Source organism: Arthrobacter oryzae, assembly GCF_030718995.1.
In the GTDB taxonomy this organism is placed as follows: domain Bacteria; phylum Actinomycetota; class Actinomycetes; order Actinomycetales; family Micrococcaceae; genus Arthrobacter; species Arthrobacter oryzae_C.
This window is the reverse complement of the sequence record NZ_CP132204.1, coordinates 2,962,163-2,975,435: the sequence shown is the minus strand read 5'-3', so window position 1 is coordinate 2,975,435 and position 13,273 is coordinate 2,962,163. Positions and strand designations below refer to the sequence as shown.

The 13,273-nt window shown below is 67.7% G+C and carries 13 protein-coding genes; 5 read left to right on the top strand and 8 right to left on the bottom strand.

Annotated features, from left to right (window positions below; translation table 11 throughout):
* Positions 1–90: 90 nt before the first annotated feature.
* The 4 genes from Q8Z05_RS13710 to mca all read right to left on the bottom strand — a co-directional run bounded on the left by Q8Z05_RS13710 (position 91) and on the right by mca (position 3,789).
* Positions 91–237 carry a hypothetical protein gene (locus Q8Z05_RS13710; RefSeq protein WP_305940171.1) on the bottom strand — a complete coding sequence of 49 codons (147 nt, stop codon included), beginning with the start codon at positions 235–237 and terminating at the stop codon, positions 91–93.
* Positions 237–2,453: a thioredoxin domain-containing protein gene (locus Q8Z05_RS13705; RefSeq protein WP_305943567.1), complete on the bottom strand. Its 2,217-nt coding sequence runs from the start codon at positions 2,451–2,453 to the stop codon at positions 237–239. The genes Q8Z05_RS13710 and Q8Z05_RS13705 overlap by 1 nt, the downstream gene beginning before the upstream one ends.
* Positions 2,431–2,817, bottom strand: coding sequence for a hypothetical protein (locus Q8Z05_RS13700; protein WP_305940170.1), 387 nt, complete (start codon positions 2,815–2,817; stop codon positions 2,431–2,433). The genes Q8Z05_RS13705 and Q8Z05_RS13700 overlap by 23 nt, the downstream gene beginning before the upstream one ends.
* 66 nt (positions 2,818–2,883) lie before the next feature.
* Positions 2,884–3,789: a mycothiol conjugate amidase Mca gene (mca, locus tag Q8Z05_RS13695; protein WP_305940169.1), complete on the bottom strand. Its 906-nt coding sequence runs from the start codon at positions 3,787–3,789 to the stop codon at positions 2,884–2,886.
* 94 nt (positions 3,790–3,883) lie between these two features.
* Here mca and Q8Z05_RS13690 point away from each other — a divergent pair, with 94 nt between their 5' ends.
* Positions 3,884–4,342, top strand: a complete 459-nt coding sequence (locus Q8Z05_RS13690; RefSeq protein WP_305940168.1) for a DUF4307 domain-containing protein — start codon at positions 3,884–3,886, stop codon at positions 4,340–4,342.
* A 202-nt stretch (positions 4,343–4,544) separates the two neighbouring features.
* Entirely contained in the window at positions 4,545–5,039 is a 495-nt protein-coding gene (gene greA / locus Q8Z05_RS13685; RefSeq protein ID WP_305940167.1) for a transcription elongation factor GreA, read from the top strand.
* Between the two features lie 93 nt (positions 5,040–5,132).
* Here the strand turns inward: greA and Q8Z05_RS13680 are convergent, their stop codons facing one another.
* The 4 genes from Q8Z05_RS13680 to Q8Z05_RS13665 are packed head-to-tail and all read right to left on the bottom strand — an operon-like array spanning position 5,133 to position 9,374.
* On the bottom strand, positions 5,133–5,741 hold the full coding sequence (locus Q8Z05_RS13680; protein ID WP_305940166.1) for a rhomboid family intramembrane serine protease: 609 nt from the start codon (positions 5,739–5,741) through the stop codon (positions 5,133–5,135).
* A 5-nt stretch (positions 5,742–5,746) separates the two neighbouring features.
* On the bottom strand, positions 5,747–6,985 hold the full coding sequence (gene ilvA / locus Q8Z05_RS13675) for a threonine ammonia-lyase (RefSeq protein WP_305940165.1): 1,239 nt from the start codon (positions 6,983–6,985) through the stop codon (positions 5,747–5,749).
* A gap of 3 nt (positions 6,986–6,988) precedes the next feature.
* Positions 6,989–8,350: an AI-2E family transporter gene (locus Q8Z05_RS13670; RefSeq protein WP_305940164.1), complete on the bottom strand. Its 1,362-nt coding sequence runs from the start codon at positions 8,348–8,350 to the stop codon at positions 6,989–6,991.
* A gap of 46 nt (positions 8,351–8,396) precedes the next feature.
* Positions 8,397–9,374 (bottom strand): aldose 1-epimerase family protein, encoded by a 978-nt coding sequence (locus tag Q8Z05_RS13665; protein ID WP_305940163.1) that lies wholly within the window; start codon positions 9,372–9,374, stop codon positions 8,397–8,399.
* 179 nt (positions 9,375–9,553) lie between these two features.
* Between Q8Z05_RS13665 and galT the strand changes: the two genes are divergently transcribed.
* From galT to Q8Z05_RS13650, 3 genes are read left to right on the top strand one after another with little or no spacing between them, the layout of a single operon-like run.
* Positions 9,554–10,744, top strand: coding sequence for a galactose-1-phosphate uridylyltransferase (gene galT, locus Q8Z05_RS13660; RefSeq protein WP_305940162.1), 1,191 nt, complete (start codon positions 9,554–9,556; stop codon positions 10,742–10,744).
* Positions 10,741–11,916, top strand: a complete 1,176-nt coding sequence (gene galK / locus Q8Z05_RS13655; RefSeq protein ID WP_305940161.1) for a galactokinase — start codon at positions 10,741–10,743, stop codon at positions 11,914–11,916. The genes galT and galK overlap by 4 nt, the downstream gene beginning before the upstream one ends.
* A gap of 20 nt (positions 11,917–11,936) precedes the next feature.
* The gene (locus tag Q8Z05_RS13650; RefSeq protein WP_305940160.1) at positions 11,937–13,175 is read left to right on the top strand and encodes an acetyl-CoA C-acetyltransferase; all 1,239 of its coding nucleotides are present in this window, start codon (positions 11,937–11,939) and stop codon (positions 13,173–13,175) included.
* Positions 13,176–13,273: the final 98 nt, after the last annotated feature.

Here is a 13,273-nt window from a genome sequence, read left to right as displayed (position 1 = left end):
GTTGGCAGGTTCCGCTCCATCGTGGCGTGGGTGCCACTGGAGGCCACGCAGTGCGGGAGCTGCAGCCGGGCCAGGGCCTCGACGATGCCGTCAACCGCCACCAGGTCCCGCGAGGACCCTCTGGTCAACCCTGATGGCAACGGACTCGGAATCGACCAGGACGCCGTCACAGTCAAAAATGACCAGCCCAATGGGGTCCCGCGGAGCCCCGGACGCAGGGTGCGGCATGGAAGTCATCAGGCCATCGTAGCCAGTCGCTCCAGCAGTTCAGCCACGGAGCCCACCGGACGCTCGCACACCATCCCGCGGCACAGGTACACCTGTGGCGAGCCGTCAGCCGCCGCAGTCCTGCCTTCCAGCAGCGGCACCGCCGCCACGGCTCCATTCCCGGCGTCGGACGCGACCGCAACCACCAGTCCCGGGCTGGCCGACAACAGCAGCGCGTGGTGGAGTTCGGAGCGTGCCGGAACATCAGGCCCGACGACGGCGGCCTCCACGGGCCCCGCAAGGGCAGCCTGCGCCGTGGCCAGGAGCCACCCTGCCGCCCGGGGTGCCCGTGTGGCCAGCGGTGGCAGCAGCGAGAGAATATTGCCGGCCATGATCCTGTGGTCGGCCGAACCGGACAGCGCGGCATAACCCAGCAGGGCCCCGGCGAACGCGGCCGCACCGCTGGGCGTGGCGTTGTCGAAAGGCTCCAGGCCGGCCCGCTGGCCCTGGGCGTTGAACACCTGGGATGATTCCCCGGCGGTGTCCACCAGGGTTCCGTCCGCTGCGAACCGCAGGCAGGCGGACCGCAGGATGTCCTCGGCGAGTCGGTACCACCGCCCGTCACCAGTCACTCCGAACAGTGCCAGAAGTCCGTCAACGCAGAAAGCGTAGTCTTCGAGCAGCCCGCCGATCCCCCGGGCCCGGCCCGCATGCGATACGCGCACCAGGGTGCCGTGTTCCGCGGCCCGCTCACCGGCGTCGTGGTCCCCGGTGCCTGCGGCCCGCCAATGGATCCGTTCAAGGTACGCGGCCACACTAACGGCGGCGGCCACCAGCTCGGGCCGGTCCAGGACGGCACCTGCTTCAGCCAGGGCGGCGACCGCCAGCCCGTTCCAGCCCGCCACCACTTTCTCGTCCCTGGCGGGTTGCGGACGGCGCGAGCGCGCAGCCAGCAGGCGCGGCCTGACCCGGTCCCACAGGCGCCGCTCGGCGTCGTCGAACGGGCGGCCCGGATGCAGCGGCGAGGCTGCCTGCGTTACGGTGCCCGCGGCACGGACATTCATCAGCTGCGCCACCGGAGGGCCGTCCTCCGGTCCCAGGATGTCCAGCAGTTCTTCGGGCGTCCATAGGTAGCTGGCGCCCTCGAGGTGCTTGCCGTCCACCACCGTGTCCGCGTCCAAGGACGACGCGAACGCCTCCGCATGTCCTGCCGCCTCCCCTGCACCGGGCAGGCGCAGCGAGGCGATCATCCAGTCCGCAGTGCGTGATGCGACGTCCGCGGCCTCCCCGGCCGTGTATACGGCGTCGCCGCCGAGCCGTACCCAGTGGACGTAGGCGCGCAGCAGCTGGGCATTGTCGTAGAGCATCTTTTCAAAGTGCGGCACGGACCAGTCGCGCGTCACCGAGTACCGGGCGAATCCGCCGTCCAGCTGGTCGAACAGCGCGGACCGGGACATCGCTGCCAGCGTCCGGCCGGCCATGTCCCTGGCCGCGGCGGCGGTGTCCGACGCCACGGCAGCGTGCCGGACCAGGAATTCCAGCACGGGCGACGGCGGAAATTTCGGCGCGGCGCCGAAGCCGCCGTCGTGCGCGTCTTCGGAGCGGGCCAGGACCCGGACGGCCTCGGCGAGCAGCCCGGCATCCACGGGGTCAGGCGGGCCGGTCAGCCGGACGGCCGCGGCAAGCTGCGTTTCAGCCATCCCGCGTGCAAGGGTGTCGGCGTTGTGTTCCACGCCGTCGCGCCGTTCAAGCCAGGCTTCGCGGACAGCTTCGAGAACCTGTCGGAAGGAAGGCCGGCCGGGCATGGGCCGCGGCGGGAAATATGTTCCGGCATGGAAGGCGCGTCCGTCAGGGGTCAGGAAGACGGACATCGGCCAGCCGCCTTCCCCGCTGATCGCCTGGGTTGCGGCCATGTAGACGGCGTCAACGTCCGGGCGTTCTTCCCTGTCCACCTTGATGGCCACGAAGTTGGCGTTGAGGAAGTCCGCGGTCTCCTGGTCTTCGAAGGACTCGTGAGCCATCACGTGGCACCAGTGGCATGCGGCGTAGCCAATGGACAGGAAGACGGGGACGTCCCGCTGCGCCGCGAAGTCAAAGGCTTCATCCCCGAAGGGCCGCCAATGGACCGGATTGTCCGCGTGCTGCCTCAGGTAGGCCGACGGTTCCCCGGCCAGGGCATTCGCTGCACCGGGCCAGGCTCCCCCGCCGTTGCCGGCTGCGCCGTTAGCGCTGTCCGCGGCCTTCATCACCGTTGCGATCCGTGCGGAGGTCAGCGCCGCCCTGCGGGCCGCCGAGGGTGCCCGGCTCGTTCGTGCCCGGAGCCTGCGTGCCATCTTGCGCGCCCGACGCCCCGTCGCCGGGCATCTCCATGTCCTGTGCCCCGGCAGCAATCGCGGCAAGGCGCTCTTCCTCCACCTGGGCACGGTAGCGGACCCGGCGGATACGGCGCACCATGTCAACGATCAGCAGCGTGGTGGCCAGCACGAAGAACGCGGTCATGATGAAGCCCCACATGCCCGGAGTCACCTGGTCTTCGGAGAGGCCCGGGCGCAGTGACGGCGTGGGGCTGGGCGCCGGGGTTGTCGCGAGGGCGAGGAGCAAGTGATGCACGTTTAGACCTTCTGTGGAGCGTCTTGAGGGCCCTGATTTCTACAGGGCATAGAACATGGCTTGGTTCTATCTTAGCCCCGCGAAAAGATCCTTTTCCGGCAGTTCCGCGGGCACCCGCGACTGGATCAGGGAGTAGTCCTCCCAGGGCCAGGCCCGGCGCTGCATGTCCGGAGACACGGCGAAGAAGAATCCCAGCGGGTCCACCTGGGTCCGGTGGGCGCGGAGTGCGTCGTCGCGGGCTTCGAAATAGTCCCCGCAGTCAACCTGGGTGGTGGTGGGGTGCGTCGGGGGCGGCGGCGTGTGGCCTTCGGCGTCAGCCTCGAGCCAGGCTGCAAGGCGCTCGGCGTAGGGCGACTGCAGGCCGGCCTCTTCGAGCGCAAAGTGCAGTGCGCGGAACCGCTCAGGGCTGAAGGCGCGGTCGTAGTACAGCTTGCTGGGCGCCCACGGCTCGCCGATGCCCTGGTACCGTTCCGGATCGCCTGCGGCCTCGAAGGCCTCCACTGCCACGCGGTGGGCCATGATGTGGTCCGGGTGCGGATAACCGCCGTTTTCGTCGTAGCTCAGGATGACCTGCGGCTTGAAATCACGCACCAGCCTCACCAGCGGGGCCGCAGCAACCTCCAGCGGCTGGAGGGCGAAGGAACCCGGCGGCAGCGGCGGAAGGGGATCGCCTTCGGGCAGTCCGGAGTCCACGAATCCGAGCCAGCGCTGGCGGATTCCCAGCACGCGGGCGGCGTTGTTCATTTCGAGGCGGCGTGCACCGGCCATGTCCCGCTTGGGGTGCGGATCGTTTTCCATGGCGGGGTTCTGGATGTCGCCCCGGGATCCATCCGTGCAGGTGGCCACCATGACGTCAACCCCTGCCGCGGCGTACATGGCCATAGTGGCTGCGCCCTTGCTCGATTCGTCGTCAGGGTGAGCGTGGACGGCCAGCAGGCGGAGCGGTTGTGACTGGCTTGCGGACGCTGTCATCTGAAACGGCTCACTTTCTTGGAATGTTGGGCGTGCGGTTCAGGGCTACGCGGACGCGGAAATATCCCGTTCGGATCCACACTAAACTGGAACGGTGACTTCCGAGGATCAGCCGGCCACTTCGGCGCCGCCAACTACCACCCTAGCTAATCGTTACGGGGGCCAAAAGCGCGCCCTCTCGCGCAAGGCCAAGCGCAACATCGGAATCGCCGCACTCGCTGCCGGAATCGGCTTTATGGCATGGATCTCCACCTCCCTGAACACCGAGACCGTGTCTTTCAAGGACATCGGCTACAGCACCACGGACGCTACCCAGGCCGAGATCGATTTCCAGGTCACCAAGGAACCCGGAACCAGCGTTAAATGTGCGGTGAAGGCGCTGGACGAGAAGTTCGCGGTGGTCGGCTGGAAAGTGCTTGATATCGGTCCGAACCCGGCCGATGCCACGGCCGACGGCGGCCGCACCACCGCCCACCGCGCAGTAGTTCGCACGGAATCGCTCTCGGTTTCCGGGGTCGTGGACAGCTGCTGGATCCCGGACGAGGACAAGTAGCGGGCAGCAGTTCCGCCTGCTTTCCCCCGCCGGCATGTGACCCACACCGCAGGCCTTCTTTGGTTTGTCCAGCGCATTGACTACAATGGATCAATACCTTCTACCCCGCTGAGCTGGTTACTGAGTTCCACAAGTGGCCACCGTGGCGGGGTCTTTACTTGTTTGACCACAAACTTGTTTGACCACGAAAAAGGAGAAGTCCGTGTCTACCACCAACAGCGCAACTGCAGCTTGGCTTACCCAGGAAGCTTTTGATCGCCTGAAGGCAGAGCTGGACCACCTCTCCGGTGCCGGCCGGGCGGAAATCGTCCAGAAGATCGAAGCAGCACGCCAGGAGGGCGACCTCAAGGAAAACGGCGGATACCACGCCGCCAAGGAGGAGCAGGGCAAGATTGAAGCCCGCATCCGCCAGCTCACCGTTCTGCTCCGGGATGCCCACGTGGGCGAGTCCCCGGCGGATGACGGAATCGTCGAGCCCGGAATGATCGTCGTCGCCCGGATCGCCGGCGACGAGGAGACCTTCCTGCTCGGATCCCGCGAGATCGCTGGCGATTCCGACATCGACGTCTTCAGCGAGAAGTCCCCGCTCGGGTCCGCCATTGTGGGCCACAAGGAGGGCGACAAGCTCAGCTACACCGCCCCGAACGGCAAGGACATCACGGTGGAGATCATCTCCGCCAAGCCGTACGCGGGCTAGGAGCGCAGCTCCCCCCCACGGCACAGCTAAACGCACGACGCCGGCCCTCCCCTCCAGGGGATGGCCGGCGTCGTGCGTTGTGCTGCGGGCAGTTCAGCCCCGCGGAAGCCGCTGCCTGAGCAGCACCGCGGCGGCGACGCCGCCCAGTGCACCGCCCAGGTGCGCCTGCCAGGAAACGAATCCCGCCACGCCCGGCAGGATACCGAACAGGATGCCGCCGTAGCTGAGGAAAAGGATTACTGACAGCGCTATCTGCCACCAGCTGCGGTTGAAGAACCCGCGGACCAGGAGGAAGGCAAAGAGTCCAAAGACCAGGCCGGAGGCGCCCACCGTTATTCCCCAGCCGCCGATCAGCCACACCAGCAGGCCCGAGCCGAGCCAGCTGAACGCCACTGCGGTGACGAAGACCCTGAGCCCGGACATAAAGACGAGGAAGCCGAAGATGACCAGCGGCAGCGCGTTGGAAACCACATGGCCGAGGTTGGCATGGAACAGCGGGAACGAGAGGATGTCCAGCAGTCCGTCGGCGGTGCGCGGGCGGAGGCCGAACGTCCTGTTCAACGCATGGAACGTGGCCGCGTTGACGAACTCGATCGCAAACAGGAGGACGACGAACAGCCCCGTAACCAGGAGCCCGCCCTGAGCACGGGCGGCAGGCGTGTGCCTCGTCTGCGGCCGGCCCCCCTGAGCATCCAGCACCATGGCCCCTAGTGCACCACGATCGGCTGGAAACCCTCGGCACGGAGCGCGCCCAGGACCTGCTCGCAGTGCTCGTGGCCCTTGGTCTCCAGGTTGACGGTGATGGAGACGTCCCCCATGCTGATGGAGCCGCCTACCCGGGTGTGGTCCAAGCCTGTGACGTTGGCGTCGTTCTCTGCGATAATCCGGGCAATCGTGGCCAGCGAACCGGGCCGGTCGTCCAGCATCATGCGGACCGTCATGTAGCGGCCCGCCGCAGAAAGACCGCGCTGGATCACCTTGAGCATCAGCATCGGGTCGATGTTGCCGCCGGAGAGGATCACCGCGGTGGTGCCGGGGTTTTCGATCTTGCCGTCCATCAGGGCGGCAACACCCACGGCACCCGCCGGCTCCACCACCATCTTGGCGCGTTCCAGCAGGAAGATCAGCGCCCGCGCGAGCGAGTCCTCGCTGACCGTCACGACGTCGTCCACCAGTTCGCGGATGATGCTAAACGGCAGCTGCCCGGGGCGGCCCACGGCGATGCCGTCGGCCATGGTGGAGACCTTCTTCAGCGGCACCAGGGCGTCCGCAGCGAGCGACGGCGGGTAGGCGGCGGCGTTTTCGGCCTGGACGCCGATGATCCGGATGTCGCGGCCCAACTCCCGGGCCCTCGCCTTCACAGCCACCGCGACGCCGGCCAGCAGGCCGCCGCCGCCGACTCCCATCAGGATGGTGTCAACATTGGGGATCTGTTCCAGGATTTCCAGCCCCACCGTTCCCTGTCCGGCCACAACGTCGACGTTGTCGAAGGGGTGGACAAAGACGGCGCCGGTCTCATCGGCGTAGCGCTGGGCTTCAGCGAGGGCTTCGTCCACATTGTGCCCGTGCAGGACCACTTCGGCGCCGTGGCTTCGCGTGGCGGCCAGCTTGGGCAGGGCCACGCCCAGCGGCATGTAGATGCGCGCCTTGATGCCCAGGCTCTTGGCTGCGACGGCAACGCCCTGCGCGTGGTTCCCGGCCGACGCGGCCACCACGCCGCGCTTTTTCTCTTCGGCGGAGAGCTTGGCCATGCGGACGTAGGCGCCGCGTACTTTGAACGATCCGGCCCGTTGGAGGTTCTCGCACTTGAAGTAGACGTCGCCGCCCACCATGCTGCCCAAGGCCCGGGAGGATTCCACCGGGGTCCGCGTAATAATCCCTTCAAGCAGCTTCTGCGCCTCCAGGACATTGTCCAACGTGACGGGCAGGCTATTGAGGGTTTTCACGAACTAGTCTCCTTTGGGGAATTCGGCTGGGGCGTCCGGGCCGGCATGTCCGGCGGGAGTTCCCGTTGACTGTGCGGCGCCCTTGCCGCGGCCCGGATTCGCACCGGGAAGGTAGACATCCTTGAAGGTGTTGTCTTGGCCGGGTCCGGTGTCCCCGGTTACACCCGGGGTTGCCGCCGCCAGCACTCCTTCATGTTCCCACGTTCTGGCAGCAATATATCGAATCGCCGAGTTTGCTACGGCAAGGATGGGCACCGAGAAGAGTGCGCCGGGGATGCCGGCGAGGTAGGAACCGGCGGCCACGGACAAAATAACGGCCACCGGGTGCAGGGCCACCGCCTTGCCCATGACGAGCGGCTGCAGGATGTGGCTTTCCAGCTGCTGGACCAGCAGCACGATTCCCAGCATGATCAGCGCGTTGACCCAGCCGTTGGCCACGAGGGCCAGGAGCACGGCCACGGCGCCGGTGACCAGCGCGCCGACGATGGGGATGAAGGAGCCGATGAACACCAGCACGCCCAGGGGAAGGGCTAGCGGAACGCCGATGATGGCGGCGCCGGCGCCGATTCCCACCGCGTCCACAAAAGCCACGAACATCTGGATGCGGGCGTAGCTGACCATGGAAGCCCAGCCCTTGCGGCCGGCACCGAAAGTGGCAGCGCGTGCTTTCCTGGGCAGCAGCCGCACCAGGAACGCCCAGATCCGGTCGCCCTCAAGGAGGAAGAAAATCAGCACAAACAACGCGAGGATGAGGCCCGCAGCGAAGTGACCCGCGGTGCTTCCGAAGGAAAGGGCGCCGCTCAGGATGCTGCTGCTGTTGTTCTGCAGCGCATCCGTCGCCTCCTTCAGGTACTGGTCGATCTGGGCCGCTGTGAGGTGGAGCGGGCCTTCCGCCAGCCAGCCCTGGATCTGCTGGATTCCGGTCAACGCCTCACTCCACAGTTCACTGAAGCCGGCAACCAGCTGCCGCCCCACGAGCGCCAGGGAGCCGGCGATCAGGCCGATGAAGCCCAGCACTGTGATGGCCACAGCGCCGCCGTTGGGCACGCGCTGCGCCCTGAGCCAGCGGGTAACGGGGCTCAGGAGACCGGCCAGCAGGGCTGCGACCATGACGGGGATGATCAGGAAGCTGATCTTGCTCAGCAGCCAGACAAGCGCAGCAACGACGAGCAGGATCAGCCCCAGTCGCCAGGCCCACGAGGCAGCAATCCGCACGCCGTAGGGAATGTCCTGGTCCAGTTCGCGGTCAGTCACCACCCGCAACGGGGCCGCAGGTTCAGCTGTCCCGCCCAGGGAAGCGGGCAGGGCCGCGGCGTTGCGGGCATCCTGGCTCTGGCTTGGTGCGGCGTCCTCAGCTGGCGTCATAGCCTAATACTTCCCCAGCAGCGCCTCGATGGGAAACCGTCGCGGACTACAGCGACGCGCTGATACCCCACGTGATGGTGAACGACTCCCCTGCCGGCAGCCAGCGCAGGCCGTCACCGCTGTTGAACGCATTGGCCGGGCCGGTCATGGGTTCAATGGCAACGGCTTTTGCCCTGCCGGGGTACTGGTCAGTGACGAAGACGTGGACGTAGGCGCAGCTGTCGTCCTGCCAGAGGCTTATGCTGCGGCCGTCGGACGCCTGGAGCGTTTGGCGGGCCACCCCGCCGTCGAACACCAGGTCCGTGTAGGCGACGTCGATATCGAGTTCGGCCACGGTCCGGCCGCTCCGCAGGTCCGTCCCGCCGCTGACCGGCTCTGAACTGCGGGGTATGAGCCTGTCATCGGCAACAAGCCGGCGGGCGGCGCCCACGGTGAGCACCAGTTCCGCGGCTGGCACGTCGCCGAGCCTAAGGTAGGGATGCGCTCCCAGGACGAAGGGGGCGGACCCCTGGGAATCGTTGAGGAGTGTCTGGCGGACCACGAGCCCGAGGTCCTCGGCCAGAACGTACTGGACGCGGTGCCGCAGGAGGAACGGGTAGCCGTGCTGCGGGAAGATCGGCGCCTCGAGGGTCACCGAAAACTCGGATTCATCCACCAGTTCGTAGGACGCGTTCCGCAGCAGTCCGTGGCTGGCGTTGTTGCGCGAAACTTCGGTGATGTCCAGCTGCTGCTTCTTGCCGTCCAGGTACCAGACACCGTCTTCAACCCGGTTGGCCCACGGCGCCAGCGTGATTCCCGTGGCTCCCGGAGGGATGTCCCCGTCCCCGTATGTTTCCGTCAGCTGGACGCCGCCCCGGGAATAGAGCCGCAGGCCCGCGGCCAGCTCCGTGACCACGGCCAGGGCATCACCGCGGCGGAGTTCGTATTGCCGGCCGGAGGCGTAGCGGCGGGGCGCGCTTGCGGTTTCGCCTGAGCCGGCGGTGCCAGCGCCGTTGGGGCCGGAATCGAGGGTGCTCGGAGTCATGGGCTCAACCGTACCCGTTCAGGCCCGCCACCTCACTCCGGCGCAGCCGCGCCAGCTCCTCATGTTATTTTTTGTTCGAAACTATTTCTTTTTGATCGTTTTGTGGGAGAATTGAAGAGCCTGCTGCCGCGCCCTCGAAGGCGGGCTCCGATGGCCGCCGCTCGTAAAGGACTAGACGCATGACACACATCACCAGCACCAACCTCGCCGATGGCCGGGAGCTGCTCTATTTCGATGACGCCCCGGCAGGCGGGGCCCGGACGGGAGGAGCCACGGCAGCCGCGGTCCGGACGGCGGAAACAACACGCCGGCCCGAGGACACCCCCGACCTCCGCGAACTGCCGGCAAGGAGTGAACCGGGCGAAGTCAGGTTCGACGCCCTCACCGGCGAATGGGTGGCCGTGGCTGCGCACCGCCAGAGCCGCACCCACCTGCCTCCGGCGGACCAGTGCCCCATCTGCCCGACAACCCCGGCCAACCCGTCCGAAATCCCGGCACCCGACTACGACGTCGTGGTGTTCGAGAACCGTTTCCCGTCGCTCGGACCTGCGCTTGGACCGGTCCCCGACAATGCCGGCTGGGGAACAACCGGTGCCGCCTATGGCCGGTGCGAAGTAGTGTCCTTCACGCCCGAGCACACCGGTTCATTCAGCGGGCTGAGCGAGGTCCGGGCCCGCACGGTGGTTGAGGCCTGGGCGCACCGTACGGGCGCCCTGAACGCGCTTCCCGGCATCCGGCAGGTCTTCCCGTTCGAGAACCGCGGCGCGGACATCGGCGTCACTCTCCACCACCCGCACGGCCAGATATACGCGTACCCCTACGTGACGCCCCGCGCAGCAGTGATGGGGGCCGCCGCCCGGAAGTTCTACGACGACGGCGACGGCCGGCAAACGCTGACCGGCTCCCTGCTGCGCTCGGAACGCGAAGACGGCAGCCGCATGGTCCTTGAAGGCGAGAACTTCAGCGCCTACGTTCCTTTCGCGGCCCGGTGGCCCCTGGAAGTGCACCTGGTCCCGCACCGCCAGGTGCCGGACCTGGCGGCGCTCACCGGCGCGGAGAAGGACGAGCTGGCACACGTCTACCTTGACCTGCTCAAGCGACTCGACGCCCTCTACCCGACGCCCACCCCTTACATCTCGGCCTGGCACCAGGCCCCGCTCGATGAGCTGCTGCGGCCTGCGGGTTACCTCCACCTCCAGCTCACCTCCCCCCGCAGGGCGGAGGATAAGCTCAAGTACCTGGCCGGTTCCGAAGCGGCCATGGGTGCTTTCATCAACGACACCACCCCGGAACTCGTGGCGGAGCGGCTGCGCAGCGTCACGGTTCCCGCCCCAGCCCTCACTCCCATCCCGGAAGGCGCACACGCATGACCGCCCCACTCAGCAACGGCAACCTGAGCAGCAGCGACCTCGAGGCACGGTTCCGGGACGCCTTCGGTTCCGCTCCGGACGGCGTCTGGCAGGCGCCCGGCCGCGTGAACCTGATCGGCGAGCACACTGACTACAACGACGGCTTCGTGCTCCCGTTCGCCATCGACAGGACGGCCCGGGTGGCTGTCCGGGTCCGTCAGGACTCGACCCTCCGGCTGCTGTCCACGTATGGCGACCAGGGAATGACGACGGCGGACACCTCCTCGCTGGCCGGTCCGCAGGCCAAGGGCTGGACCAAGTACCCCCTCGGCGTCATCTGGGCGCTGCAGGAGCGGGGCATCGCGGTACCCGGCCTTGACCTGCTGCTGGATTCCAACGTGCCGCTCGGCGCAGGGCTCTCCTCGTCCCACGCCATCGAGTGCGCCGTCATCTCAGCCCTCAATGAGCTGACCGGCGCGGGGCTGGAAGCGGAGGAGATGGTCCTGGCCACCCAGCGCGCCGAAAACGACTTCGTGGGGGCTCCCACCGGCATCATGGACCAGTCGGCCTCCCTGCGCGGGGCCAAAGGCCACGCGGTCTTCCTCGACTGCCGGGACCAGAGCGTCCGCCTCGTTCCGTTCGAAACGGAGCCGGCGGGCCTGGTCCTGCTGGTGATCGACACGAAAGTTTCCCACTCACATGCCGACGGCGGCTATGCGTCGCGCCGGGCATCATGCGAGCTCGGTGCCGAAGTACTCGGCGTCAAAGCGCTTCGCGACGTCGGCGTGGAGGACCTGGCGGAAGCCAGCGGCCTCCTGGATGAGGTCACGTTCCGCCGGGTCCGCCACGTGGTCACCGAGAACGACCGCGTCCTGCAGACCGTGGAACTGCTCGGCTCCGCCGGGCCGGGCGCCATCGGCCCCCTCCTCGATGCCAGCCACCGTTCCATGCGTGACGACTTCGAGATTTCATGCCCCGAACTGGACACGGCAGTCGACACCTCCCGGGCCAGTGGAGCCATCGGAGCCCGCATGACAGGGGGCGGCTTCGGAGGGGCAGCGATCGCCCTGACGCCGGTGGCCGCCGAGCAGCAGGTGCGCACCGCCGTCGAGCAGGCTTTCTCCCGCGCCGGCTACCGGAAGCCGGACATCTTCACCGTTACCCCCGCGGCCGGGGCGATGCGGCTCGCATAGCTCCGGCGTAGGCTGGGCGCATGTCAGAAGCAGTCATTGTTTCCACTGCCAGAAGCCCGATCGGACGTGCCTTCAAGGGGTCTTTGAAGGACGAACGGCCGGACGACCTTGCCGCGGCGATGGTCACGGCCGCGCTGGACAAGATCCCCTCCTTCGATCCCCGCGGAGGGCACGGCCCGGGCCTCGACGACCTCTACCTGGGGTGCGCCGAGCCGAGTGGCGAAGCCGGTTCCAACATGGCCAGGGTGGTCACCATCCTGGCCGGGCTGGACAACGTGCCCGGCGCCACCATCAACAGGTTCTGTGCCTCCAGCCTGCAGACCGTCCGGATGGCGTTCCATGCCATCAAGGCGGGCGAAGGGGACGCGTTCGTGGCTGCCGGCGTCGAGTCCGTCTCCCGGTATCCCCACTGGACGGGCGCCGGGGAAACCGACGCCGGCACCCATAATCCGCTGTTCGAAGCGGCCCGGCGGCGGACCGAGGCCCGGTCCGCGTCCAACACACCCTGGACGGATCCCCGGCTGGGCGGGCGGATGCCGGACATCTACATCGCCATGGGCCAGACCGCGGAAAACGTGGCCACCACCTACGGCATCAGCCGTGCCGAGCAGGACGAGTGGGCCGTCCTCAGCCAGAACCGGGCTGAAGCAGCCCTGGCCTCGGGATTCTTCGGCCGGGACATCACGCCGTACACGCGCCGGGACGGCACCGTGGTGGACCGGGACGACTCTCCACGGGCCGGGGTCACCCTGGAAGGAGTGGCTGCGCTCCAGCCCGTGTTCCGCAGCGAGGGGACGGTGACCGCCGGCAACGCCTGCCCTCTGAACGACGGCGCTGCCGCGGTGGTGGTGATGAGTGACGACCGTGCCCGTGAACTCGGGCTGGAGCCGCTGGCGCGGATTGTGTCCACCGGCGTCAGTGCCCTCTCCCCCGAGCTGATGGGCATGGGCCCCGTCGAGGCGACCCGCCGGGCCTTGGCACGGGCAGGCCTGGCCATAGCGGACATCGACCTCGTGGAGCTCAACGAGGCATTCGCCGTGCAGGTGGTGGCCAGCGCCCGCGAACTCGGCATCGACCCCGCACGGCTCAACGTCCATGGCGGCGCTATCGCCCTCGGCCATCCGTTTGGCATGACCGGTGCACGGATGACCACCACGCTGCTGAACGGACTTCGGGAACGCGACGGGTCCCTCGGACTGGCGACCCTGTGCGTCGGCGGCGGCCAGGGCATGGCGGTGGTGTACGAGCGACTCAGCTGACGAGCCGCCCGGCTTAACAGAATGGGCCCCGCCGTGTGGCGGGGCCCATTCTGTTAAGTTCGGCTAAGTTCCGACGAAGTACGACGGCGTTTGCCGGC